The sequence below is a fragment of the Paenarthrobacter aurescens genome, from assembly GCF_041549525.1.
GTDB lineage: Bacteria > Actinomycetota > Actinomycetes > Actinomycetales > Micrococcaceae > Arthrobacter > Arthrobacter aurescens.
On the sequence record NZ_CP157456.1, the window covers coordinates 114,882 to 139,660 of the forward strand.

At 64.1% G+C, this 24,779-nt stretch carries 26 protein-coding genes; 15 read left to right on the forward strand and 11 right to left on the reverse strand.

The genetic code is table 11. The features are described 5' to 3' along the window. Positions 1-14: 14 nt before the first annotated feature. Complete coding sequence (locus ABI796_RS00590; RefSeq protein ID WP_141282763.1) at positions 15-755, reverse strand: GAF and ANTAR domain-containing protein; 741 nt, start codon at positions 753-755, stop codon at positions 15-17. 141 nt (positions 756-896) lie between these two features. Here ABI796_RS00590 and ABI796_RS00595 point away from each other — a divergent pair, with 141 nt between their 5' ends. Beyond that, positions 897-1,673, forward strand: coding sequence for a sigma-70 family RNA polymerase sigma factor (locus tag ABI796_RS00595; RefSeq protein WP_141282761.1), 777 nt, complete (start codon positions 897-899; stop codon positions 1,671-1,673). 40 nt (positions 1,674-1,713) lie between these two features. Here the strand turns inward: ABI796_RS00595 and ABI796_RS00600 are convergent, their stop codons facing one another. Beyond that, positions 1,714-2,676, reverse strand: coding sequence for a glycosyltransferase family 9 protein (locus ABI796_RS00600; RefSeq protein WP_141282759.1), 963 nt, complete (start codon positions 2,674-2,676; stop codon positions 1,714-1,716). Positions 2,677-2,762: 86 nt separating this feature from the next. Here ABI796_RS00600 and ABI796_RS00605 point away from each other — a divergent pair, with 86 nt between their 5' ends. Genes ABI796_RS00605 through ABI796_RS00635 form a run of 7 tightly spaced genes read left to right on the forward strand, consistent with a single transcriptional unit; the run spans position 2,763 to position 9,673 of the window. Beyond that, positions 2,763-3,371 (forward strand): D-glycero-alpha-D-manno-heptose-1,7-bisphosphate 7-phosphatase, encoded by a 609-nt coding sequence (locus ABI796_RS00605; RefSeq protein ID WP_141282757.1) that lies wholly within the window; start codon positions 2,763-2,765, stop codon positions 3,369-3,371. Continuing rightward, entirely contained in the window at positions 3,368-4,456 is a 1,089-nt protein-coding gene (locus ABI796_RS00610; RefSeq protein WP_141282754.1) for a glycosyltransferase family 9 protein, read from the forward strand. The genes ABI796_RS00605 and ABI796_RS00610 overlap by 4 nt, the downstream gene beginning before the upstream one ends. Then, entirely contained in the window at positions 4,453-5,517 is a 1,065-nt protein-coding gene (locus ABI796_RS00615) for a glycosyltransferase (RefSeq protein ID WP_141282752.1), read from the forward strand. Before ABI796_RS00610 ends, ABI796_RS00615 begins: the two co-directional genes overlap by 4 nt. Beyond that, positions 5,514-6,779 carry a glycosyltransferase gene (locus tag ABI796_RS00620; RefSeq protein WP_141282750.1) on the forward strand — a complete coding sequence of 422 codons (1,266 nt, stop codon included), beginning with the start codon at positions 5,514-5,516 and terminating at the stop codon, positions 6,777-6,779. The genes ABI796_RS00615 and ABI796_RS00620 overlap by 4 nt, the downstream gene beginning before the upstream one ends. Before the next feature lie 14 nt (positions 6,780-6,793). Continuing rightward, positions 6,794-7,492 (forward strand): SIS domain-containing protein, encoded by a 699-nt coding sequence (locus tag ABI796_RS00625; RefSeq protein WP_373093021.1) that lies wholly within the window; start codon positions 6,794-6,796, stop codon positions 7,490-7,492. After that, the gene (locus tag ABI796_RS00630; protein ID WP_141282748.1) at positions 7,489-8,946 is read left to right on the forward strand and encodes a PfkB family carbohydrate kinase; all 1,458 of its coding nucleotides are present in this window, start codon (positions 7,489-7,491) and stop codon (positions 8,944-8,946) included. Before ABI796_RS00625 ends, ABI796_RS00630 begins: the two co-directional genes overlap by 4 nt. A gap of 31 nt (positions 8,947-8,977) precedes the next feature. Further along, positions 8,978-9,673 (forward strand): SDR family oxidoreductase, encoded by a 696-nt coding sequence (locus ABI796_RS00635; RefSeq protein ID WP_141282746.1) that lies wholly within the window; start codon positions 8,978-8,980, stop codon positions 9,671-9,673. Here ABI796_RS00635 and ABI796_RS00640 read toward each other — a convergent pair. Then, the gene (locus ABI796_RS00640; protein WP_170224882.1) at positions 9,639-10,814 is read right to left on the reverse strand and encodes a glycosyltransferase family 9 protein; all 1,176 of its coding nucleotides are present in this window, start codon (positions 10,812-10,814) and stop codon (positions 9,639-9,641) included. The two genes, ABI796_RS00635 and ABI796_RS00640, sit on opposite strands and share 35 nt — an antisense overlap. 158 nt (positions 10,815-10,972) lie before the next feature. On the opposite strand from ABI796_RS00640, the gene rfaE2 reads away from it, so the two are divergent. Then, the gene (gene rfaE2 / locus ABI796_RS00645; RefSeq protein ID WP_246095725.1) at positions 10,973-12,646 is read left to right on the forward strand and encodes a D-glycero-beta-D-manno-heptose 1-phosphate adenylyltransferase; all 1,674 of its coding nucleotides are present in this window, start codon (positions 10,973-10,975) and stop codon (positions 12,644-12,646) included. Positions 12,647-12,656: 10 nt separating this feature from the next. Continuing rightward, positions 12,657-13,691, forward strand: a complete 1,035-nt coding sequence (locus ABI796_RS00650; RefSeq protein WP_141282744.1) for an NAD-dependent epimerase/dehydratase family protein — start codon at positions 12,657-12,659, stop codon at positions 13,689-13,691. 4 nt (positions 13,692-13,695) lie between these two features. On the opposite strand, the gene ABI796_RS00655 is transcribed toward ABI796_RS00650, so the two are convergent. After that, the gene (locus ABI796_RS00655) at positions 13,696-14,778 is read right to left on the reverse strand and encodes an FUSC family protein (RefSeq protein WP_246095724.1); all 1,083 of its coding nucleotides are present in this window, start codon (positions 14,776-14,778) and stop codon (positions 13,696-13,698) included. A gap of 184 nt (positions 14,779-14,962) precedes the next feature. Here ABI796_RS00655 and ABI796_RS00660 point away from each other — a divergent pair, with 184 nt between their 5' ends. The 3 genes from ABI796_RS00660 to ABI796_RS00670 are packed head-to-tail and all read left to right on the forward strand — an operon-like array spanning position 14,963 to position 16,955. Further along, on the forward strand, positions 14,963-15,955 hold the full coding sequence (locus tag ABI796_RS00660; RefSeq protein ID WP_174754495.1) for a hypothetical protein: 993 nt from the start codon (positions 14,963-14,965) through the stop codon (positions 15,953-15,955). Beyond that, positions 15,952-16,383 carry a phage holin family protein gene (locus ABI796_RS00665; RefSeq protein ID WP_141282742.1) on the forward strand — a complete coding sequence of 144 codons (432 nt, stop codon included), beginning with the start codon at positions 15,952-15,954 and terminating at the stop codon, positions 16,381-16,383. Before ABI796_RS00660 ends, ABI796_RS00665 begins: the two co-directional genes overlap by 4 nt. Continuing rightward, positions 16,380-16,955, forward strand: coding sequence for a DUF3618 domain-containing protein (locus ABI796_RS00670; protein WP_141282740.1), 576 nt, complete (start codon positions 16,380-16,382; stop codon positions 16,953-16,955). The genes ABI796_RS00665 and ABI796_RS00670 overlap by 4 nt, the downstream gene beginning before the upstream one ends. A 70-nt stretch (positions 16,956-17,025) precedes the next feature. Here the strand turns inward: ABI796_RS00670 and ABI796_RS00675 are convergent, their stop codons facing one another. From ABI796_RS00675 to ABI796_RS00705, 7 genes are all read right to left on the reverse strand, one after another. Further along, entirely contained in the window at positions 17,026-17,523 is a 498-nt protein-coding gene (locus tag ABI796_RS00675) for a phage tail protein (RefSeq protein WP_141282738.1), read from the reverse strand. Between the two features lie 27 nt (positions 17,524-17,550). Then, complete coding sequence (locus ABI796_RS00680; RefSeq protein WP_141282736.1) at positions 17,551-18,150, reverse strand: hypothetical protein; 600 nt, start codon at positions 18,148-18,150, stop codon at positions 17,551-17,553. A gap of 71 nt (positions 18,151-18,221) precedes the next feature. Then, a complete protein-coding gene (locus tag ABI796_RS00685; protein ID WP_141282734.1) occupies positions 18,222-18,857 on the reverse strand; it encodes a hypothetical protein in 636 nt (211 codons plus the stop codon). Beyond that, a complete protein-coding gene (locus tag ABI796_RS00690) occupies positions 18,844-19,479 on the reverse strand; it encodes an RDD family protein (protein ID WP_141282732.1) in 636 nt (211 codons plus the stop codon). Before ABI796_RS00690 ends, ABI796_RS00685 begins: the two co-directional genes overlap by 14 nt. Before the next feature lie 61 nt (positions 19,480-19,540). Then, positions 19,541-20,347 (reverse strand): hypothetical protein, encoded by an 807-nt coding sequence (locus tag ABI796_RS00695; protein ID WP_141282730.1) that lies wholly within the window; start codon positions 20,345-20,347, stop codon positions 19,541-19,543. Then, positions 20,344-21,324 (reverse strand): hypothetical protein, encoded by a 981-nt coding sequence (locus tag ABI796_RS00700; protein ID WP_141282728.1) that lies wholly within the window; start codon positions 21,322-21,324, stop codon positions 20,344-20,346. Before ABI796_RS00700 ends, ABI796_RS00695 begins: the two co-directional genes overlap by 4 nt. A gap of 171 nt (positions 21,325-21,495) precedes the next feature. Next, positions 21,496-21,984 carry an inorganic diphosphatase gene (locus ABI796_RS00705; protein WP_024818962.1) on the reverse strand — a complete coding sequence of 163 codons (489 nt, stop codon included), beginning with the start codon at positions 21,982-21,984 and terminating at the stop codon, positions 21,496-21,498. A 148-nt stretch (positions 21,985-22,132) separates the two neighbouring features. Between ABI796_RS00705 and dacB the strand changes: the two genes are divergently transcribed. Together dacB and ABI796_RS00715 are read left to right on the forward strand one after the other, a co-directional pair. Then, on the forward strand, positions 22,133-23,578 hold the full coding sequence (gene dacB, locus ABI796_RS00710) for a D-alanyl-D-alanine carboxypeptidase/D-alanyl-D-alanine-endopeptidase (RefSeq protein WP_141282994.1): 1,446 nt from the start codon (positions 22,133-22,135) through the stop codon (positions 23,576-23,578). Positions 23,579-23,638: 60 nt separating this feature from the next. Then, entirely contained in the window at positions 23,639-24,760 is a 1,122-nt protein-coding gene (locus ABI796_RS00715; protein ID WP_141282993.1) for a zinc-dependent metalloprotease, read from the forward strand. Positions 24,761-24,779 lie beyond the last annotated feature (19 nt).

The window sequence follows — 24,779 nt, forward strand, 5'->3', positions numbered from 1 at the left end:
CGGGATCAGCAACGCTACTTGAAGTACGTCTGGACCTGCCCGCCACCTGCGGATTCAACAATGGCCTGCGCCACCACCCGTAGCTTGACGTTCCGGTTGCTGGAGGCCTTCTTGATGAGTTCCATGGCTTCTTGTTGGGTGCAGCGGTTTTGGGCGATGATGACGCCCGTTGCCACGTCGATCACCGTGCGGGATTCCATGGCTGCCCGGAGGTTGGTGGCGGTTTGGCTGTGCTCGGCAATCAATACTGCCAAGCGCAGGCCTTTGGATGCCTGTTGCACGTAGTCGTTGACGCGTTGCACGGCGGCTTGGTCGAAGGCGTTCGCGTGTTCGGAATAGAGGTTCAGGCCGGCCCTGGTGGCGTCATCGCTGAGGGGGAACGGTACGGCGAGGACGGATCGGATGCCGTGTTCGGTGACCAACTCGTTGTATTCAGGCCAGGTGGTGTCCTTGGCGAAATCCGGTATGTGCACCTGTGTGATCTCACGGCAGGCGTGCAGGCAGGGTCCGTCCGCGAATTTGTATTGCAGCTCATCCAGCATCTTGGCGCGCTCGCCGCTGCTGGCCACCGTCCCTGCGGAGCGGCGTCGCATCAACGTGATGCCGCAGTAAACCTCGTTGCCAGGGGTGCTGAAGATGCTGGCAGAGTGTCTGGCCAGCTCCTCCAGGAACGCTTCCACGTCCGGTGTGTCGAGCAGCAGGTCCTGGATATCGGCCACCACTGTAGTCGGCTCCGCGAGTTGCGGGTCTTCCATGAGGAAACTCCCATCCATGGTTATGGCTACCTTTCGAGACTAACCCCGCGGACCCGTTGAAAGCTAATAGTAAGTGTGCTTCTCTTTTAAGGAGTCTTGCCGTGGGCTCTCCCTCACCATCAGGTCAAGGATTGAAGCCCCATGCGTCAAGCCCAACCTCTCACCATCCGCGCCAGGACTCCCGAGTGCAAGCCGGAAGGCAGCATCCGGCAGAGTTTCCAGGACAGTCTGGTCCTGGACCACCTCAATCTTGCAAAGTCCATCGCCGCAAGGTACTCCGCCCATACCCATGACCTCGACGACGTCAGGCAGGTTGCGTACATGGGCCTGATCAAGGCCTCCCGCGGGTACGACGAGTCAAAAGGCGTCAGCTTCCCCGCGTACGCCGCTCCCACCATCGCCGGGGAGGTCAAACGCTACCTCCGCGACCATTGCTGGGTGGTGCGTCCCCCACGGACCATTCAAGACGTTCGCCGCCAGGTGCTGGCGCGAACAGAGGAATTGACCCAGACCCTGCAACGCACCCCCTCTCCTGAAGAGGTGGCCGAAGATCTGCATCTGGAACCCTGCCAGGTCCGCGAAGCACTGATGGCAGGGACCAGCAAGCGCCCGGACTCCCTGGATGCCCCCGCGTCCGAGGGGCGTGACGGCCTCCAAGGATCACTTTCAGCTTTCGGATGCCCCACAGACCGGCTCGAGGACGTGCTGGCTCTGCGGAATGCCATCCGCGGCCTCAGCGCAGAGGACCGGCACCTGCTGTACCGCCGCTACTACCGTGAGGAAACGCAGTCCACCATCGCGGAGGCCTTGGGAATGTCCCAAATGCAGGTATCCAGGAAGCTCTCCAGGATTCTGGTTTCGCTCCAAACCCAACTGTTGGACGAAGAAGTCCAACTGCAGGACGGGACGGCCCCCTAACCACACATCGCCCCCAACCCCACATCACCCCCACCCCACATCAACAACCCAGCGCCTCCACGGCGTCCATAACGTCGCGGACGCTGACGGCCAGCAGTGCCGGATCAGGATCGGCTGAGAACACATCACCCCGGCGGAGTTCGACGGCGGTGAGCACCACGTGCGGTCCCGGTGGCGGTCCCCATTCTTCCGCGGGCGCAGGGCCAAACAGCACAACCGAAGGGCGTTCGTACGCGGACGCCAGATGAGCCGCGCCGGTATCGGCGGAAACCACAAGGCGGGCTTCGGCGATGGTGGCCGCAAACTCGGCCAGGCTCTGCCGCCCGGCCAGCAGCCCGACGTCGAGGTTTGTTCCTTTGAGCCCGGCCAAGGCAGCTGTCTCTTCTGCCCGGGCGCGCTCGGACGCGCCACCCGTGAGCACCACCTCGTGCCCCGCTGCGGCAAGTTCCACAGCAACCTCAGCGAACCGCTCCACCGGCCACAGCCTGCTGCCATAAGCGGCACCCACATGCACAACAGTGGCGCCGGGACGCGGTGACCGAACACTGGGACGGTTCAGCCGGTAATCCAGGGGATCGGCGTCGATTCCGTGCCAGTTGAGCAGACGCGTCCAGCGCTCGCGCTCCGGGATCCCGGTAATCCACTCGGGTCCGTCAGCCCCGTTGGAAGCGTGGGCCACCACCCGGTTGGCCTGCAGTTCTTCAATCCGCAAACGGCTCTCCGCGCCGTTCCCGTGAAGGTTCACGGCGATGTCAACAGCACCCCGGGGAACCGTCAGCGGGTCATCGAGCCCAGGGGTTGGCAGGTGGTCAATGCCGCCCACCAACTCCAAAGCCTCGGCAATCCATGCGGGCGCGGCATACAGAATCCGGTGCTCGGGAAAAGCCCGGCGCAAGCCGCGCAATGCCGGGACGGCAACCAGCAAATCCCCCAATTTCAGGGCCCGCAGAGCAAGCAGCAGGGGCTGATCGCTGTTCTCGTTACTGTCCAACGCTGTGTCCAAGGTGGCCTCCCGCTAGGAGTCTAGCGGCAGGAAACTTCTCGGGGCCGCATTGTTTAGCGCCGGGAGAACTGGGGAACGTTGCGGGTATGGGAGGAACCGTAACGTTGAAGGCGGTCCTGTTTGACCGCGACGGAACACTGGTTGTTGACGTGCCCTATAACGGCGATCCGCAGCTGGTGCGAGCCATGGACGGTGCCCTTGAAGCCTTACAGAAAGTGCGTGGGGCAGGACTGGCCGCCGGTGTAGTGACCAACCAGTCCGGCGTGGCACGTGGGCTGTTGACGTTGGAGCAAATGCACTCCGTCAACCAGCGGGTGGATCAGCTGCTGGGGCCGTTCGACGTGTGGGAATTCTGTCCGCACGGACCCCAGGACGGCTGCGCCTGCCGCAAACCCCGGCCCGGGATGATCCTGGCAGCTTGCCGGGCCCTTGGCATCAGGCCGGAGGAGGCTGCTCTTATTGGCGACATCGGTGCTGACATGGAGGCTGCCGCAGCTGCCGGGGCCAGGGCTGTGTTGGTGCCCACTGCCGTTACCCGGCGTGAGGAGATTGAAGCTGCCGGCACTATTGCCGAGGATTTGGGCCACGCCGTGGAGCTCCTTCTCTCCGACGCTCCGGAACGGGAAGCTCCGTCTAACCAGGCGACCGGCCCCGAGACGGACCGGGCACTGATCGAACAGGACGCTCCTGCATGAGCCGCGTCCTGGTGGCCCGTTTGGACAGCATGGGAGACGTCCTCCTGTCCGGTCCCGCCCTGCGAGCCGTGGCAAACGGAACCCGCCCCGATGGCAGCCGGCCCAATGACGTGGTGTTGCTCTGCGGTCCCGAAGGCTCCGGCGCGGCGGAGATGCTGCCCGGCGTGACACAGGTGCACACCTGGGCGTGTCCGTGGATTGTGAATCCGGCACCTCCCGTCACGGACGAGATGACCCGGGGCCTGATCGACTTTGTCCGCAGTTCACGGATTCAGGAAGCGGTCATCCTCACCTCTTTCCATCAGTCCCCGCTCCCGCTGGCCATGCTCCTGCGCCTGGCCGGGGTCAGGAAGATCACGGGTGCCTCAACTGACTATGCCGGCTCACTCCTGGACGTCCGGCTCAAACCCGGGGAGGACTTCCCGGAGGACCAACCCGAAGCGGTCCGTGCGCTCACCATTGCAGAGGCCGGCGGATACGTTCTGCCTCAGGGCGACGATGGGAAGCTGCGCATCACCTCCGGCCCGGATCCTGAAGGGGTGGCTGACGAGCTGGCTGATGAGGGCCCGTACATTGTGGTCCACCCGGGATCCGCTGCACCGGCCCGGGCCTGGCCCGCCCTGCACCACGCCGCCACCGTGGAACTTCTGGAAGCGTACGGGCACCGCGTTGTGGTGACAGGCGGCCCGCGCGAAACCTCCCTCACAGCAACCGTTGCCGGTCCCTCCGCACGGAACCTCGGAGGCGGAACCAACCTGCGGACGCTCGCCGCGGTACTGGCGGGAGCCGCCGTCGTGGTTACCGGAAATACCGGGCCCGCCCATCTGGCGGCAGCGGTGGGGACGCCAGTGGTGTGCCTGTTCGCCCCGGTGGTTCCGGCCATCCGATGGGCTCCCTACGGTGTTCCGCTGGAACTGCTGGGAGACCAAGAGGCTGCATGCAAGAACTCCCGGGCCCGTGTTTGCCCGGTCCCCGGCCATCCGTGCTTGAGCTCGGTAACTCCAGAGCAGGTTGTAGAAGCCGTTGAGAGGCTCCTGGGAGGCGTGTCCTCCCTGTCCACCCGACGAAAGGTTTGGAAACCATGAGGATTCTGGTGTGGCACGTCCACGGCGGATGGATGGAGGCATTCGTCCGCGGCCGGCATGAGTACCTGCTGCCAAAATCGTCCGACGGCGGCGCGTGGGGTTTGGGGCGAGGTGGCCGTGAGTGGCCCGCCGCCGCACAGGAAGTGGATCTGGAAAGCCTGGACCCGGGCAGCGTTGACGCTGTTGTCCTCCAGCGTCCTGAAGAAATCGCCGCCGTAGCCCGCTCACTGGGCCGCCGCCCGGGCGTTGACCTCCCCGCTGTGTACCTCGAACACAACACACCCAAGGGCGATGTCCCCTTTACCTTGCACCCGTTGGCGGACCAGAGCACCATCCCCGTTGTTCACGTGACCCACTTCAACCAGCTCTTCTGGGACACGGGCACGGCAACCACCACGGTGATCGAACACGGCATCCCGGACCCCGGACGCCTGTACACCGGTGAGCGGGAAGAGATGGGCGTAGTTGTCAACGAACCCGTCCGCCGCGGGAGGGTCACCGGGACGGATCTCCTCCCCGGATTCGCCCGCGTGGGGCCGTTGCGTGTCTTCGGCATGGGAACGGAGGCTCTGCCGGAAGCGCTGAACCTGAAGGGATTGGGCCTCAGCGAGGAACGGCTCCGCATTGCCGGGGACGTCCCGGCACCCAAACTCCACCCGGAACTGGCCCGCTGCCGGTTGTACCTCCACCCTCTCCGCTGGACCTCACTGGGGCTGGCACTGCTTGAAGCCATGCATCTTGGCATGCCCGTCCTGGCACTGGCCACCACTGAGGCGAGCCGCGCCATCCCGCACGGCGCGGGGCTGGTCTCCAACGACGTCGAGGATCTCCAGAGGTTCGCCCGGCGGCTCTTGGATGACCCCGACGACGCCTACGCCATGGGCATGGTGGCCCGTGAGGCGGCCCTGCAACGGTACGGGCTGGACAAGTTTCTTCGAGCCTGGGACGAACTCCTGGCCGAACTGCCACAGGGCAACCGTCACGACCCCGGCACGCGCCACGACCACAACGCCCGCCATGACCACAACGCCCGCCATGACACTGAGAGGACGCACCCATGAAAATCTCCATGGTCTCCGAACACGCCAGTCCGCTGGCCGCCTTGGGAGGCGTTGACGCCGGAGGGCAAAACGTCCATGTTGCTGCGCTTTCATCGGCTTTGGCAGATCGCGGCCATCAGGTCACGGTGTACACGCGGCGTGATGACCCCGATCTACCAGGGCATGTGCACGTTGGCCCCGGGCTCACAGTGGTTCACGTGGAGGCCGGCCCGGCACGTCGGATTCCCAAGGATGACCTCCTGCCGTACATGGGAGAGCTTGCTGACGGGATCTGCGCGGATTGGGCAGGCGATGTTCCTGATGTGGTGCACGCCCACTTCTGGATGTCCGGGCTTGCTGCCATCCAGGCCTCCCGCAGGGCAGGAGCTGCCGGCCCCGTTCCCGTAGTGCAGACTTTCCACGCCCTGGGTTCGGTAAAACGCAGGCACCAAGGCGCTGCTGACACCAGCCCACCGGCCCGGGAATGGCTGGAGCCGTGGGTGGGGCGCACCGCCGATTGGGTCATTGCCACCTGCCCGGATGAGGTCTTTGAACTCAAAGCACTGGGCATCAGCCGATCCAAGATTTCCATCGCGCCCTGCGGCGTGGACCTCACCCTGTTCCCTGGAACGTCCGACGCCGAACCCAAGACCCGCACGCACCGGATCCTCAGTGTGGGACGCCTCGTGCAACGCAAGGGCGTGGACCTCATCATCCAGGCTCTGCCGCTCCTGGCGGAGGCGGGTTTCAACGATGTTGAACTGCTGATTGTGGGCGGTTCCGGTGACGCCCTGAACCTCGAAGAAGATCCCGAGGCACAACGTCTCAGAGCCATGGCGAAGGAACTTGGGGTGGAGGACAAGGTGACCATGAGGGGGCAGGTCCCGCGTGATGCCATGCCCGCCATTTTCCGGAGCGCCGACGCCGTGGTGTGCACGCCCTGGTACGAGCCGTTCGGCATTGTGCCCCTTGAAGCCATGGCCTGCGGAGTGCCCGTGGTGGCGGCGGCTGTAGGCGGGCTCAGGGAAACGGTGGTGGATCAGAAAACGGGGCTGCATGTCCCGCCCCGTGACCCCGAAGCACTGGCCGACGCACTGGGGAAGTTGCTGGCTGATCCGGCCCTTCGAGCAGACATGGGCCGGGCGGGAGCACGGAGGGCACGCTCCCGCTACTCCTGGGAACGCATTGCAGCGGACACCGAGAAAGCCTACCGATCCGTTCTGGCGGCCGGGCTTTCCCGGCAAGCCGAGCGTTTGGAACCACTGGAAGGAACAGCGCTGTGACTACTAAGGGAACTGTGACTGCTGAAGGCTCCGTGACCCTCAAAACCGCCCCTTCCTCCGCCGCCCCGAACAGCGTTCCGGCACGATGGACTCCCGATCCCGCCGACTCCAACCACACCGCCGAGGTCACCAAGCACTTGGACAACGTCCTTCCCGCACTGGATTCCCTGCGCTCGCAGTCCGGACTTCTGTCCGAATGGGGAACGGTGCTGGCCAAGAGGCTGCTCTCCGGGCAACGCCTGCTGGCAGCAGGCAACGGCGGATCAGCAGCTGAGGCACAACACTTCACGGCGGAGCTGGTGGGCAGGTTCGATGAAGAGCGCGCACCCTTTTCCGCAATCTCCCTCCATGCAGAGTCCTCCGCAGTCACCGCACTCTCCAACGACTACGGCTATGAAGAGGTCTTCGCACGTCAGGTCAGGGCACACGGCCGAGCCGGTGATGTCCTCATCCTCCTGTCCACCAGTGGCCGCAGCCCCAATCTGCTCAAAGCGGTGCGTGCCGCGAAGGAACGCGGAATCACCACGTGGGCACTCACCGGTGCCGGTCCCAACCCGCTGGCTGACGCCTGCGATCAAGCCGTCACCGTTGACGCCATCTCCGCAAACGCCCAGGAAGGACACCTCATCGCCATCCATGCCGTATGCCGGGCCTTTGACGCAGAGGTAGCCCGGCGGGCCGGCTCAAACTCTGTTGGGGGCGGGCAGCCATGAGAATCACGGTAGTGGGGGACGTCCTCCTTGACGTGGACATCAACGGGGCCGCAACCCGGCTCAGCCCCGACGCGCCGGTGCCGGTGGTGGACGTCGCCGACGTCCGGCGTCGTGCAGGTGGTGCCGGGCTGGTAGCTACCGTGCTCGCGCAGGACGGTCATGACGTTGCTCTGGTCACCGCCCTCTCCGACGACGACGGCGCAAGCCACCTCCGGCGGGCACTGACAGGTGTGGCTGTGCTTGCGGGCGCCCCGCTGGCCCCTACGCCTACCAAGACGCGCGTGCGCATAGGCACACATCCCATGGTCAGGTTCGATCAAGGGTGCGCCCCCGCCCCCGTCCCGGCCACCACCGAGCACATGCTCGCAGCAATAGCCTCAGCGGAGGCAATTGTGGTGGCTGACTACGGCAGGGGAATCACAGCCAACCCCCACATCCGCGCCGCGCTCGCAGAAGCCGCCAAACGCGTGCCCGTGGTGTGGGATCCGCATCCTGCCGGTTCCCAACCCGTTGCGGGAGCCGCGGTTGTCACGCCCAACCTCGCCGAGGCACTGACCTCAGCGAAAGCGGGCGGCTTGGATCCGGCCCGGACAGGGGCTGAAGAAGCCGGCCGGTACTTGCTCGAAAAGTGGGGGAGCACCGCCGTTCTGGTGACCAGGGGTGAAGACGGGGCACTCCTGCTCTCAGCCGATGAGTGGGCGCAGGGCATCCCCGCTCCCAGGACCAACGTCAGTGATCCCTGCGGAGCAGGTGACCGACTGGCCGGCAGCCTCGCCCTGCATTTGGGCCGGGGGCTTGGCCTCGTTCAGGCGGCAACCAAGGCCGTGGAGGATGCATCAGCATTTCTCGCCGCGGGCGGAGCAGCATCGCTGGCGGTGGTGGAAGACGCGCCCGGCCCGGCAACCGAGCCCAGCCCGGCAACCAAGGTGAGTCCGGCAACCAAGGTGAGCCCCGTCGTCGAACTTAAAGGCTTGGAACTCCTTGACCCCGGCGAGCTGGAACCGGACGGCATCCGGCTGGCTCAAGCCGTGCGGAGCAGGGGCGGAACGGTGGTGGCCACCGGAGGATGCTTCGATCTCCTCCACGCAGGCCACGCCCGGACGCTGGCTGCCGCACGCAGCATGGGTGATTGCCTGATCGTGTACCTGAACTCTGATGAATCGGTAAGTCGGCTCAAAGGCGCGCACAGGCCCATTGTGAGCGTGGAAGACCGTGCCGAGTTACTGCTGGCGCTGGAATGCGTTGACGCCGTGGTGGTCTTCGGCGAGGACACCCCCGAGGCCTGCCTGAGGGAAATCCGGCCCGATATCTGGGTCAAGGGCGGCGACTACACCCCCGAAGAATTGCCGGAAGCCCGCTTGGTGTCGGGCTGGGGAGGGCGCTGCGTCACTGTGCCCTTCCACCCGGCACGCTCCACCAGCGGCCTGGCTGCAGCACTGGCCAAGGTCAGCTGACAACAAGCAAGCAACAACCGAGAGGAACCGCATGAACACGCAAACACCCGGCCGCGTCATCGTCACTGGAGGCGGCTCCGGACTTGGCGCCGCGATCGTGGAGGCAATCCGCGACGCCGGCGGAACACCGTTCGTCTTTGACCGGGACGTCAGCAACGTAGCCGGTGCCAAAGCCCTGGAAGTGGATGTATCAAACCGGGAGGCCGTGGAAGCCGCCGTCAAGGAAGCCGCCGAAACCCTGGGTGGCTTGGACGGCGTGGTCACCGCTGCGGGCATTGACCGCTGCGGAAAGTTGGGAGACGTCCCGGCAGAGGAATGGGAAAAGGTCATTGGAGTGAACCTCCTGGGCACGGTATCCGTAGTCCGTGCGGCACTGCCCTATCTGAAAGGATCCCGCGGCAGGGCCATTACCATCGCCTCCACGCTGGGCCTGCGGGCGCTTCCCGACGCCACAGCGTACTGCGCCTCAAAGTTCGGTGTGATCGGCTTCAGCCGTGCCCTGGCCGCAGAAACCGGGGGAGTGATCGGCGTTACCACTATCATCCCCGGTGGCATGAAGACCCACTTCTTTGACGACCGCGATGAACAGTACAAGCCCCAAGATGATTCCAAACTGAACGACCCCGCCAACGTGGCGCAGGCAGTAGTTTTCGCCCTCTCCCAGCCGTTCGGCAGCGAAGTCCGCGAACTCCTTATCTGCCCCGCAGAAGAAGGCTCGTGGCCGTAAGGTCCAGCACGTCCTGAACAACATCGGCCACGGCGATGCCGCTCACCACGGTGTCGTCGTGGCCGCAGTGCGGTGCCGTCCATCCCACCTGGGTAATGTCCGCACCGCAGCGGGGGCACTGAGTTACCCAGGACATGTGCACGCGGTGCATGCTCCTTCCGCGCGGCCCGGCGTTGAAGACGTTCCCCACCCAGAAGATTCCTACCGTCGGCGTCCCCAGCGCCTGCGCCAGGTGCCTGGGCCCGCTGTCGCTGGCGAGCATCACTGTTGCATCCGCCAGCAGCGCGGCCAAGTCCCCGATCTCCAGCTCGCCTGCCACCGAACGCACCGCGTGGTGCTCCGCTCCCGGCAAATGCCGGGCCGCCACTTCGGCCACTTCCTGCGCCAAGGCCTTCTCAGACCTGTCGCCCACCACCAGCACCTGGGCGCCTTCCCGCGCCAACCCAGCCGCAGCCTCAGCAAAGTACGACGCCGGCCAGCGCCTCCGCGGATCGGTGGCACCGGGATGGACTACTACCAGCGAAGACCGCTGCGGGTCACGAAGTCCCGCAATGTTCTGCTGATGCTCCGGCCGGGGGAGCAGGAGAGGGGAGATGATGCTCGGAGCTCCGGCGAGACCCGCCACTTCCAGCCACCGGTCCGGCTCATTCTGGTAATAGATGTAGTCCAGGTTCCGCTCCAGCGGCTCCGCATCCTTGGTGCGCGTGCCCACTGTATGCCGTGCACCAAGACGAAGCAGGAAAGGATTGGAAAACCGTCCGCCACCATGCATTTGGAACGCAACATCGAACTCCCGGGCCCGCATCGCCTCGAAAAAGGCCTCCTGCGCTGCCACATCCTCCGCGTCATCCTCAAAGCGCTCGCCGTTTCGGGGACCGTCATGGACTCCACGCGCTACGGGCAGCATCTCGACGGCGTCAACGGGGCCTTGCGTTGCTGCCACCACTGCGGCATGAATGGGCGTACCCAGGAGCGTGATGGACGCACTGGGATACGCGTTCTTCAGGGCGAAGAGCGCCGGGTAGGTGTAAATCAGGTCCCCCAGCCCACCTCCCCTGAGCACTGCGATTGAAGCGACGTTGCTGAACTTTTCCAGGACAGGACCAACGCCGGGGCTGGGAGTCGTCAACGGTTTTTCCATGGATGATTCCTTTCGCTGGCAAAGATGGCAGGCTGCTTCTTTCGAAAAGCCCGGCCTCCGTGGTTCCGTACGGAAACTCCCGGACCCGGCGTGTGAAGACCGCGCCTAGGGGTACCTGAGGGGAACAGGAAACTGTAAGCCCAATCGGAAGGTACCCCATGGCACGCCTATCCAATCAAGACGGCCAATCTGATCAGGACGGCCCATCCAATCTGGACGGCCCGTCCAATCTGGACGGCCCGTCCAATCCGGACGGCCCGTCCAATCAAGCGGGCCTGGCTCACCAAGAGGGCCTGGCCGACTGGTTGCCGGGTCGCTTGGCCGCGGAACGCCCTGTTGTGACGGTCATTGGCGATTCCATCCTGGACGGCTGGTGGGACGGGACCATTGAAAGGTTCTGCCGTGAAGCGCCGGCCCCTGTGGTGCAGGTCCGGCGCAGGGATTTCGCCCCTGGAGGTGCGGCCAACACCGCAATGAATCTTGCCGCGATGGGGGCTGAAGTGCGCTTTGTGTCGCTGGTGGGAGAGGACAGCGGGGGCCAGACGCTCCTGGACCAGCTCCGGTCCGCAGGCGTGGACGTCTCCCATGTGGTGTCCCACGCGGACATGACCACCACCACCAAGTTCAGGGTCAGCAGCGGCGGCCAGGTGATGCTGCGCCTGGACGATACCGCCACTGAGATCCCCGCTGACGGCCTCCGCCGCATGGCCGCTGCGCTTCCCGCTGCCCTCCCGGGCTCGTCTGCCGTGGTCCTCTGCGACTATGGAGCGGGCGCCTTGGAAGGGGCGGTGAGGGAGGCCCTGCTGGATAATTTGGGTCCGCGGAGCGAGGGATCCCGGCCTGGGGACATGGAGTCCGGCCTTCCGGCGGCCCGGCAGAACACGCTGGTAGTTGTGGACGCACACTATCCCGGACGCTGGGCCAACCTTAGGCCTGATCTGGCCACCCCCAATGCGCAGGAAGCGGCGAGGCTGCTCGGTACCGAGTTCCCGGGTGGAGCAGCCAGATGCCCCTTCGTGGAAGCCCACGCGGACCAGCTTCTGCGCGCCTCAGGCGCGGCCGCCGTCGTCGTGACCTTGGACCGGGAGGGGACGCTGACCATCCGGCCCAACGGTGAATCGCCACAACCGGCAACCCACCGGACGTGGGCCAGGCCGCAGGCGGAAAAGCAGGCATCCGGTGCCGGAGATACGTTCGTGGCGGCGCTGACCATAGCCCGCGCCGCGGGACTGCCGTTGACCACCAGCGTGGATCTGGCCCAAGCTGCCGCGGATGTGGTGGTGCACAGGCCGGGCACCTCGGTCTGCACCACTGATGAGCTGGCAAAGCACCTCCGTGGTTTCGCGGATACAGCCCTGACGGACGCTGAGCTGGCCGCCCAAGTGGAGGAGCACCGCCGGGAGGGCAAACGGATTGTGCTGACCAACGGGTGCTTTGACGTCCTTCACCGCGGCCACACGCGCTACCTCAACCAAGCCAAGCAACTGGGGGACGTCCTGGTGGTGGCGCTGAACAGTGATTCGTCCGTGCGGAAGCTCAAAGGCCCGGACCGGCCCGTCAACCACGAGGCTGATCGTGCGGCAGTCATCGCCGCACTGAGTTGCGTGGACCATGTGACCGTGTTCGATACCCCCACGCCCATACCGCTGATAGATCTCCTCCAGCCGGACGTTTACGCCAAAGGCGGGGATTACACACCGGAGATGCTCCAGGAGACCCAAGCCGTGGAACGCTATGGCGGCACGGTAACCATCCTGGACTACGTGCCGGAGCACTCCACCACAGCTGTCCTGGAACGAATCCGTTCCACAGGCGAAGCGCCAGAGGCCTAAGGAGACGGGCATGCGCATTGTAATCACCGGTGCAACAGGACACGGGGGCACGGAATTGCTGAAGCGGCTCCAAAGGGCACGCTCCGAAGAAGGCGCGGACCTTGAACTGGTGGGCGTTGTACGGCGGCAACCTGACCAGGACGCCGCCCCGTACCACGGCGTGGAATGGCACACCCTGGACATTAGCGCCGCCGAGGATCAGCCTGCTCTGGAATCAGCTTTGGCAGGAGCCGATGCTGTGGTTCACCTGGCATGGTTGATTCAACCGAACCACAACCGGGAGATGCTTCGCCGGACCAACGTGGCCGGAACAGCCCACGTACTCGCCGCCGCGCGCAAAGCTGGAGTAGGGCACGTGGTGTGCGCGTCTTCCGTGGGAGCGTATTCGCCGGCACCAAAAGACCAGCGGACCAAGGAAGGCTGGCCCACCGGAGGCATCCGCAGTTCCCATTACAGCGTGGACAAGGCAGCTCAGGAGAGGCTTCTGGACGGCTTTGCCAAGGAAAACCCGGACATTGTGGTGGCACGGCTCCGCCCCGCGTTGATGTTCAGTGCCGGCGGAGGCAGCGAGGTTGGGCGCTACTTCCTGGGCCGTGTCCTGCCTCGGCTGGTTCCGCGTAAACCTTGGCTGCCGCTGCTGGCCATCCCCAAGGAGATGGTGTTCCAGGCAGCCCACACCGCGGACGTCGCTGACGCCTATTGGCGCGTCCTGGAGCGGAAGGCCGAAGGCGCTTTCAACATCGCCGCCGAGCCGGTCATCGACCCCAACGCGTTGGCCTGGATACTCAACGCCCGGCGGGTGATGCCGTTCCCGCTGGCGGTGCTGCGCGCCGTCGTCGAGGTCAGTTGGCGACTCCGGTTGCAGGTGACCGACGGCGGGTGGGTGGACATGGCCGCCAACGCACCCATCATGGATACGGCCCGGGCGCACACACTCCTGGGCTGGTCCCCCAAGCATTCCTCGCTGGAGTCATTGGCGGAAATGCTGGACGGGATTGGTGCAGGAAAGGGCAGGGAGGCCTCGCCTCCGCTGAAGCCAAGGTAAGCCGTTATTCGGCGGACAACACCACGGTGAGGATCCGGCGCAGACTCATGGCCACCGACGCCGGGGCGTTCACGGGTGATTGGTCAGCGGCGGCCTCGGCCACGGCGTCGCTCAGGGCACCGATGCTGTCCTTTGCCCGTGCCAGGCGATTGGCCAGCTCGCCATTCTCCGCGTCGCGCCAATGATCCACCACCTCCGCCACAGATTCCAAGGCTTCAGAGAGCGGGGCCACCACGGCATCCGGGATGACGGTCCCCGCACCCTCCTCCCAGATGGCGCTGGCCAGGACGTCGGTAATGTCCTGGACGTGGAAAGTGAGCCGTTCAAGAGTGCGCAGGCCGGCGAGGTCGCTCGGTAGGCGGGTTGCACGACGCCGGGACCTGGGGTTCGCTTTGGCGCTCAGTTCCGCTTGATGAACCGCGGTCCGCACGCCCGCCGCTGTCAGCGAAAGTTCGTCGCTGCGGCTGGCCCACGCCTCATGGTTGGGCGGCCAGGACTCTTCCATGGCCCGGGCCATGTCCTTGAGTTGGCGGGAAAGTGCGCCTTGGTGGCCGGCAATTGCGGGATCGATTTCGTCCAGGTGCAGCGGGGGAAAAATCAGCCAATTCACGGCAAATCCGACCGTGACTCCCAAGCCCATTTGGAGGACGTAGGCGAAGGAGAAACCCTCCGCGTTGGAGTCGCCCAGTACCAGCACGAACAGTGCCGCCATGGGTATCCATTCAGATGCCGTACCCAGCCGGGGAAAGCCGCCGATGAGGACACCGAGTCCCACCACCACGGCAACCGCCAAAGCTGTAGGGGCGGCCACGGTGGTGATGGCGAAGGCCATGCCGATTCCCAGCACCAGCCCCGCCAGGCTCTGCAGCCCATGTTTGGCGGAGTCGGCCACGGTGGGGTGCATGCTTACCAGCGCACCCAGCGGCGCATAGTACGGATACTCGGCGGCTGGGCCGGGCATGAACGGTGCGAGGTACCAGGCCAGGCCTGCTGCAACAGCCGTTTTGGCGGCAAACAAGAGGCGGTGGCGGGTCACGGTTTTTCGTAGCGCGGGAATCAGCCGTCGCCTGTTGGGCAGTTGGCTCATCAAACCTACGTTGACAGGTTAGCCCTCCGCTGTCGAGTGGAAAGCGGCGAATGTGGGGCACAGCATCTTTTTGGAAATTTGGGCGATTAGAACCGGGGCAAGCGGGTACAGACCCATTGATAGTAACGATACTTACTATCCCGGCTGCTGTCCGCAGCCTGCCAACTGTGGAAAGAGAGCGACAATGACTGAGAGCCAATCGCCGCAGGACGGAAGCTTCGCGGCGCCACGGACCGGAGCCCATTCAGGGACCGAGCCATTTTCCGGAAGCTACCTCGACTCACCTGACGTTGAGACCCAAACTGCCGGAACCACCGGAATCGGTGGAACCCCCACGGGTTCGGGGACCGGTGCGGGCCATTCCGGCAAGGTAGATACCGCCAAGGAAGAAGCTGCGGGAGTGGCTGGGGCAGTATCGGATGCCGCTGGTGGTGTGGTGGAAACCGCCAAATCCGAGGCCGGCCACGTAGCCCACGAGGTCAAGGTGAATGCACGCCAGTTGCTCACGCAGACCAAGGGTGAACTCACCGATCAAGCCCAGGTCCAGCAGCAGCGTGTTGCCGAAGGTCTGCGATCAATCTCCGATGAACTGTCCACCATGGCCAACTCCAGCCAAAACGGTGGCGTTGCTACGGACCTTGTCCAGCAGGCAGCCCAGCGTTCATCCTCCATCGCCCAGTGGTTGGAAGGCCGGGATCCCGGATCACTCCTGGACGAGGTCAAGGGGTTCGCGCGCCGCAAGCCAGGTACGTTCCTGCTGCTCGCTGCCGGTGCCGGTGTTATTGCAGGCCGCCTCGGCCGGGGCATGGCAGACAACTCACCTGCAGGTGGCACGTCCAGTGGAACCACAGCCACCACTGAGACACCGCGCGCCGCTTACTACCCCACGCAGGGTTATCCCACGCAGGGTGGAGCAGTACCGCCTCCCGCCGTGGACCTTCCCGGGCCCACAACCACCACCGCCGGCTACGGTTCAGCCACCACCACCGGGGTAGCAACTGGTGGCGCTGCTACCGGATACGACGCCGGAACAACGGGCGGATACGACGGCTCCACTCTCCCTTACCCGGAGACGGACGCCGGCGGAGTCAAAGCCCAGGGTGATCCGCTTGCCGGGCCCAACGATCCCGACGGTCTGGAGCGCCCGGATGACCCCCAGTACGGAGGTTCCCGATGAGTAGTCCCGCCGACCTGCCTCACACAACAGCCCATGAGAAAGCGGAAAACCTTCCTCTCGGTGAGCTGCTGAGCGACCTGACGCGCGACGTCTCAACGTTGATGCGCCAGGAAGTGGAGCTGGCCAAGGTGGAAATCAAGGAATCCGCCACCAAGGCCGGGAAGGGTGCCGGCATGCTGGGCGGTGCTGCATACGCCGGCCACATCACCGTACTCTTCCTGTCCATCGCCCTGTGGTGGGCTTTGGGCCAGCTGGTTGGCCTCGGTTGGTCCGCTGTGATCGTTGCGGTCATCTGGGGAATTGTTGCGGCCATCCTTGCTGCCATGGGCCGCAAGGAACTGAACGCCATCAAAGGCATGCCCAGGACTGCTGAGACAGTCAAGGAAATACCCCCCGCTTTGAAACCGAACACTGAGGAGACACGATGACGCAGAACCCCGACGCCCTGCGCGCCGATATCGAAGAAACTCGCCGGCGGCTCAGCACCAACGTGGATGCCGTAGCTGACAAGGTCACGCCTTCACACATCGTTAACCGCCGGGTGGACAAGATCAAGACCGCCGTCTTCGGTGCACGTGATGACGTCCAATACCGTGCCAGCGAAACAGCGCACCACGCGGGGGACGCTGTGTCCGGGGTGGTTTCGGACATCAGTGACGCCCCTCAGGCAATCACTCGAAAGGCCCAAGGCAGCCCCATTGCGGCCGGACTGATCGCTTTCGGCGCCGGTTTGCTGGTTTCGGCCCTGATTCCGCCGTCAGATAAGGAACGCGAGGCTGCCCAGGCTCTGAAGGACGCTGCCCAGCCTTTCACGGACGAGCTGAGCCACGCAGCCCAGGAAGTTGCTGAGCACTTGCGCGAACCCGCTCAGGATGCGATGCAGAACGTTAAGGACAGCGCCACGGAAGCCGCAGCCAACGTCAAGGATGAAGGTCAGGCAGCTGCCGCTGACGTCCAGGACCGTGCGCAAACGGCCAAGGACAACGTCAGCAACCAGTAACGCGCCCCGCCAACCCAACTGAGTAGCAGTTGGCGTCGTTTTGACGGCTCAGAACGACCTGATCTGCTACTTAGTTGGGTTGGTTCTGCGTCTGGGTGGGAGCCGGTGGGTATTCGCCTTTGATGACAAAGTAGGAACCACGGATAACCCCGGCAAGCTTTGATTTCTGCCGGGCAAACTTGAACTTTTCTTCCAGCTCGGTGGGGATCTCCATCCCGTCGGCCAGCTTGAAACCCACGGCCCTTTTCCCGTCCTCGAGGCTGTACATCACGTTGATGGCCAGGCCTGACTCGTAGAAGACGTAGGCCATATGCAGGTCCTCCACCTGGAAGGCAGTGGCTTCCAGTGGCCGGGACCCAATAACAATGTTCCGCTCTTCCCGAAGGATCCGGCTGACGCGGTCAACTACCTCCGGGACCTCACTGGCCGGACTCACCACGAAAACATGGTTGTACTTGTTCTGGAAGTACCGGGCCTCGTTGGCGCGCAACCCGGCGGCAGCCTCAGCAACCGGCGACGATTCCAGGCCGACGGTAGAAACAGTCTTGAAGTCAACGGTGTAGGGCATGGGCTCTCCTGGTTGTCACTTATCCGGTCAGCGCACTTCGAGAATCATCTGAAGCAAACGGGCGGCGGCCGGGCGGGCGGCATGCTCCTCTGCCCACTGCGCACGTGCCAGCGCCTTGCTCACTGCCTGTGTGGTGATACCAAGCTCCTGGGCAACAGCTTTCTGCTGTCCCCGAACACCGGGCGTGAGTAGATCCAGCACCCGCCATTCGGCTGTACTCCGGTGCTGCACAATGTGCCCCAGGAGCCGCAGAACAGCTTCCGCTTCTGAAGCAAGCGCAGCAAGGGGGCCGTCAACTGCCACGGGGACACGTTCTTTGCCGTTGCGAAGACGATCCACCGCCCGCCGCGCGTACACGAGGCCATGTCCCGACGCGTCTTTGACCAGGTTGGGCAGAGGCTCGTTGATGGGCCCTACGCCGATTCCCACGTACCACTGACCGGTCCTGAGCGCGATCAAGGCTGTTTCCACGGCTTGGTGGCTGCATTCCACAATGCCCTGCACCTCATCTTCAACCGAGCGGTCAAAGTCGAGCCGGGCAGGAATGTGGCGCAGGTCCTTGAGCAATTGCGGCACAAGATCGCCGTCGCGGCGGCTGTCGCGTTGGTTGATGGTCAGAGTGAACATAGTGGATCACATGCTACCGGCTGGTAGCGGGTCTGCAAGAGCCAAATTTGCCCCTTGCCGGGCAAAACGGCTCAGTCCAGCGCCGTCCGCCCCGTCAGTACGACGGCGGGCAGCGCACCCGCCGCTGTCCTCGCGGCGTCCGGTATGCCGGCATCCCTCATAGCCCCCTGGATGGCGAGCACCAAGGGGGCAGGGTCCTGGTCCGCGGCGAATACCCAGAAGGTGCCGCGGGCTTGGAAAACCACTGCGCTACGGCCTCCGGCGCCCAGGGAAACCTTGCGGCTGGCAACTAGCCTATGGCCGGGATCAGTGCCGTCAGCCGTGGTCACGGCTTTGATGCTTACGGGCACAATGTCATGCCAGGGAATCACCAAAGTGGTGTGCTTCTGCGAGTACTTGGCCACCATTCCGCGATCAAAAACCAGTAACTTCCGGAAGCTCCCCAGCAGGGACATAGCCCACAGCACCAGTCCTGTCAGCACGCTGGTCAGGGCAAAAAACGCGGGATCGTTGAAGTGTCCGGCTTCCCTGGTGGAACGGATGGGGCTCACGAACTCGGCGATGGTCCCAAACACGAAACCCACAGCAAGGCATGGGAGCAGGATCCTCCAGAAGATCTTCCGTGAGGAGGCAATGTAGCGCAGCTGCCCCAGCTCAGGACCGAGCCTGCGCTCAACCCGGCGAACCAGCCAATTACGGCCGTGCATCCGGGCGCTGGCCGTAGAGGTTGGGCAGGTTTTGCCGATCAGTGGCGGCCGCCTGCTCTGCCGCCGCTACCTTGGGGTCCGGGACCGGCTGCTGGCCTTGGGCGATGCCGGAACGCCGGTCAATGGCTGCGAACTTCGGGTCCCACGTGTCATCCCCGCCGCCGCTTATTGCCGAAGCGATGAGCATCACCACGAAGAACGGGAAGAAGGACCAGCAGATGGCCCGCCAACCGCCCAACCAGGCCCCCGCCGTCGTGCCGTTCTTGATCCGCACGGAGCGCATGCCCGCCGCGGCGTCGCCCACACTGCCCACGGAACCCCAGATCATGCCGTAGACATACAACCCCGCAAACCACAGGACTACGTAGAGCGTCAGCCACAGGGCGTCGTTGTATCCGAGGGCCGAGCCACTGTTCATCATGGATTCCCGGACCACTGCAACAATCACGGCCAGGACCAGGTAGCCCACCAGGAACACCACCGCATCCAACACCCGCCCCCAGAAGTGGGCTGTCCCGGACGCTTTGACAAAATACGTGCCTGTGTCCGTGTGGCGGCGCACGGCACGTCCGGTCAGCGGATCCACCAAGCCAGTGGAAGTTGTGGGCTTAGGAGTGCTCATAAATGGCTTTCAGCTCGACGACGGGATATGGCCTTGGGAGCGGCGCGTTTGGGAGGGAACGTCAGGCCAAGCCCGCCAGCCCGCCCAGAATGCGGGCCAGCGAAGCAGCGGAAGTTTCCTGCAATTCAAAGGTCACGGGTCCGCCCTGCTCCGGAAGATCGGATGTTGTGGAGCCCTCCACGCGTGGAGTCAGCACGTGTACGCCGGACGGGCCGGTGTACACGGTAACTGTGGGGAAATCGTTGGTGTCGGAGTTGAATGCCACCACGTTGCTTGCAGCTTGAGTGTCGGCCAACGCAGTTGCAGCGTGTGCTTCGAACTGAGCTTCCGTGTAAAGGGCGGGATCGGTATCCCTTGCCGCCGACTGCTGGGGATCCACGAACTCGGCCAGTCGCGGAACCAGTTGATCGCGGGTGACCACAGTGAAACCGTGCAGGCCGCTTTCGTCCACTTCTTCGAGCAGGACGCCTTGAACGTGAAGGTAGCCGTAAAGCCAACGCTTGCCGGTGGAGACGGTACGTTCCACGGAGACAACGCTGCTGCCACTGCGGCGCAGGGTGAGCGTTCCGGTGATTTCCTCAGTGGCGTGCAGGCGCGAAGGCTCAGTTTCGCCCTCGAAGAGCACCGGGTACACGAGTTCCTTGGCCAACAGGCCGCGCAGGGCGATAGCGCACATCAATTCCTTGCTGGCATCCTGGGCAGAAAGCCATGGCAGGGCAACCAGTTGCTCGTGCTGAACACCGTCCAGGGCCACAACTTCTTCATCGGTCAGCGTGGGCAAAGGCACGCCAACTGCGCTGGCCGTTGCCAAAACCTTGGATGCTGCCTCAATGTCCCGTTGGGTCCATTTCATGGTGCTGGTGGTCATCCGAATATCCCTCCCACAAAGTTTCCGACTGACTTGGCGGCGTCACTGACCCCGTCTGCCACCTTACTGCCTACGTCCTTGGCGAAGCCCGCCACCTCCTTGGCGCCATCGGCGATGTAGCTGCCGGGATTGCGGGCGAAGTTGCTGATGGAGTCCCAGTTGTCCGCCACGAGGTTGCCCAGAGCCCAAGCACCGGCAACAATGCCGGCGCCAATCACAATGGGAGCGCCAATTGGGCCCAGAAGAGCAGCACCGCCAGCGGTCATGAGCATGATGCTCCCCACGCCGCCCACTACGGACAGGCCACCGGCAATGCGGTCACCGGTGCCGCGCCAACCGTCATGCTGGGGGTTGATGATGTCGCTGATGCCGCCCACAATGTTCAGCGGTGCCGCCAATGCTCCGGCCACCCGCAGTCCCTTGGAGAACTTGCTGGCATCCTGGAAAGCCTGGCTGTAAGGGATATTGGCTTTGAGGTCGGTAAGGACGTCAGTGACTTTCTCCCCATTACGCAGTGCCGTCATGGCGTCGCGCACCACAGTCCCGCCTGCCCGCCAGTTGGTGAGGACTTCGCGCGTCTTCACCCATTCGGCGTTGCCAAGCTTGAGGTACTTGTAAGCCGTCCACAGCGGGGCGGCCACGCCCTTGACGCCCATTGCGGTGTCATAAACGTCCTTGAGGACACCCACCGATGTGCCGGAGCCATCATTGTGGCTGGCGAACTCCTGCTGGTTGGCATGCTTCTTCAGTTGGCTTGCGTTCTCGCGCAGCATGTTGGCGGCCTTGACCAGGCTCTGCCGATGCTGGGAATTCCAATCGCCCTTGAAGACGGTGGCGTCGCGGCCCTGCCACGCGGTGGTGGAGTTGATCGCGTTGGACAACTGTGTGCTCTGCAGGCTGATGGCGTCGGCAGCTTTGCCCATCACGCCTGCCAGACTGCGAAGCTGCGCGATATCAGCGCCATAGAACCCAGCCAATGAAACCCCCTGTAAGCGAGCAATGAAAAGTCTGGTCCCAGCCTAGGCGGACCAGCCAACACCCGCGATGGGGAGACATGCCCATGTGCATAAACCGTTAAAGAACGACGGCGGCCGGTGCGGTTCGCAAGGAACCAAACCAGCCGCCGTCGGGCCTGAATCAGGGTGTGACTAGTGTGCTGCCGGAACGTAACGCTTGATGGAAGCTTCCAGCTCGGCTTCGGCAGCGGCGCGGTCGCCCCAGCCTTCAGCCTTGACCCACTTGCCGGGCTCCAGGTCCTTATAACGAGTGAAGAAGTGCTCGATTTCCTTGATCAGGAATTCGCTGACATCGCTGACTTCCTGGATGTGATCGAACCGTGCATCAACAGGAACGCAGAGGACCTTGGCGTCTCCGCCGCCGTCGTCGGTCATGTTGAAGACGCCGATGGGGCGGGATTCAACAATGACGCCCGGGTGGAGATCGAAGTCCTGGAGGAGCACCAATGCGTCCAGCGGATCGCCGTCTTCGCCCAAGGTGTTCTCAAAGAAACCGTAGTGCGTGGGGTACTGCATGGAGGTGAACAGGACGCGGTCCAGGCGGACACGGCCGGTTTCGTGGTCAACTTCGTACTTGACGCGCGATCCCTTGGGGATCTCGATGGTCACGTCGTGCTTCATGGAATGCTCCTTGACGGGGGTGGGTGGGGCGCGGCACGCAAAAAGCGCGGCCGGCGCCGCCGACTACTATTGAGGATATAGCGAGAGGCCCGGGTTTCTTGAACCGGCGGGGACATTTCAGGACTGACAGGACCAAGCAACTTCCATGATGGGCGTTAAAAAAGGGGGTGCCCGCAAGTGGGCGGCCTCGGCGTGGGGGCGCTTTACATGGCCATTGCTGCTGACCACTGTGTTGCTGTGCCTCGGCGCCGTAGTGGTGGCGGGCATGTTTCCCGGGTTGCTGAGTGCACCAAAACCCGTGCCTTCGGTTCCCGCATGGCAAACGGTGCCTGACCAACTGTCGGACGTCACAAGTGTGGCTCCGTTGGATGCGCAGGCGCCTGTTCCCGTGCCGGCCCAGGTGGCAAAACTCCTTGATGCCACTCTCAAACCCGATGGCGCAGGCAGCATCAGCGGCGTGGTGATGGACGCATCCACAGGCCAGGTCCTCTTTGACCGGGACGCCAATGCCAACCGCATCCCTGCCTCGAACATGAAGCTCCTCACCGCCGTTGCAGCCTTGAAGGCGCTCGGTCCCGAGTCACGGTTCACCACCCGCGTCCTTGCCTCAGAGAACCCCTCCACAGTGGTACTGACCGGGGGAGGGGACGTGCTGTTGGGCTCCGGCGCTTCCGATCCCGCTGCCGTTCTTGGCCGGGCCGGGCTGGCGTCCTTGGCTGCGGACACTGCTGCCGCTTTGACCGCCGCCGGGGTGAACGGGCCGATTACCGTGCAGGTTGACGACTCACTGTTCAGCGGCGCTGTGCTCAACCCGGCATGGAGCCTGGATGATGTGGCCGCCGGGGAAACCGCACCGCTCTTCTCCTTGGCGTTGAACTCAGGCCGCTACGCCCCGGATGTTCTCACCGGACCCCGGCCGCAGGATTCCGCCATCACCACCGCCCAAGCGTTCGCCGGGCAGTTGGCGGCTGCCGGCGTAGCGGTGAGTCCCGGCGTCGAACGCGGCAAAGGCCTCCCCGCCAAAGTGTTCGCTGCCGCTGAATCCGCCACCGTCAGCGAGCAAGTGGACCTCATGCTCGAATCCTCGGACAACTTCCTCGCCGAAGCACTGGGCCGGATGACCGCACTGGCGTCCGGTCAGGCTGGAACGTACGACGGCGCCACGGCAGCCGTGCGGCAAAGGCTGGGGGAGTTGGGGATCGCCACGGATTCGATGCTGTTGGCCGATGTTTCCGGCCTGGCCCTGGAAAATCAGGTCACCGCGCACCAGTTTGCTGAGGTGGTCCGCGCCATCACCAGCGGACCGGATCCTGCTTTGCGGACCGCGCTGGACGGTTTCCCGGTGGCCGGTCTTACCGGGACCCTGGGAGACAGGTACGTGGATGCGGGCACGTCCCAGGGCGCCGGCCTGGTCCGTGCCAAGACCGGGACGTTGAACACTGTGATCGCGCTGAGCGGTTACGTGGTGGATGCTGACGGGCGGCTGCTGGTGTTCTCCTTTATAGGTAATGGACTGGACCCCGGCGCCGCCGGTAACAAAGTGGCCATGGATCGTTCGGCGTCAGTGCTGGCCGAGTGCGGATGCCAAGGCTGATTCCTCAGCGCGGAGCGAACTTAAGGCTCACTGTCAGTTGTATGTGTTCTGATGGACCGTATGGTGTCATCTGCCCGAGATTCGTCAGCAGGGGCCCCGTCCCTGATCAATTGGGACCTGGCCGCCTCTACGGCTGCCCGGCTTGCCCCTCCCGGTCCGGAGCTAAGCGCCGGGGAGATCGGCAAGGCCGTGGACAATCTGCGCTTCAACGCGGATATCTCCGTCCCGCACGTGCACGACATCACCGGCCTGGACGCCGCCAGGGACCTGCGTGACTCGCACGTCCTGGTGGTGGACCGTGCCTCGTGGTCCAAGGCCAACACACAGAGCTTCGCGGTGATGCTGCAACCGGCTCTGAAGAAAATGCTGGAAAGCCGCAGCCCAGCGGCCATGACTCCGGCCGCGGCTGCTGCAAGCGGTGCCATCACCGGCGCCCAGCTCGGCGCGGTCCTCTCCTTCCTCTCCAGCAAAGTCCTCGGCCAGTACGATCCTTTTGCTGCCTTGGCCCCGGATTCCAACGTGCCCCCGGGCGGCAGGCTCCTGTTGGTGGCGCCGAACATCATCTCCGTCGAGCGGGAACTCAACGTCCATCCAGATGACTTCCGCCTTTGGGTTTGCCTGCACGAGCAAACGCACCGTGTCCAGTTTGCGGCCGCACCGTGGCTCCGGCACCACATGCTGGACGAGATCGAGAAGCTCAGCGGAAACCTCCTGGGCAACATGGATACTTTGGTTGAACGCGCCAGCGCCGCGGCCAAATCCCTGCGGGACCGCAACCCCTCAGAGAAGACACCGGGCCGTGGCGCCATTCTGGACCTCCTGCAGAACCCTGAGGAAAAGGCGTCCCTGTCCCACATAACAGCTGTGATGAGCCTGCTTGAGGGGCATGCCAACGTGGTGATGGATGCCGTGGATTCGAGCATTGTTCCTTCCGTGAAGACCATCCGCCAGCGCTTCAACGAGCGCGGCAAGGACCGCGGTGTGGTGGAGAAGTTCATCCGCAACGTCCTTGGCCTGGATGCCAAGATGCGCCAGTACACCGATGGCGCCAAGTTCGTCCGTGAAGTGGTTGCTGTGGCTGGCATGGACGGCTTCAACCGCGTGTGGGAGTCCGCCGAGTACCTGCCAACCGAGGATGAGATCCACAACTCCAAGCTGTGGCTTGAGCGGATGGGGCTTTGAGCGTTCCTGCTGATTCTGG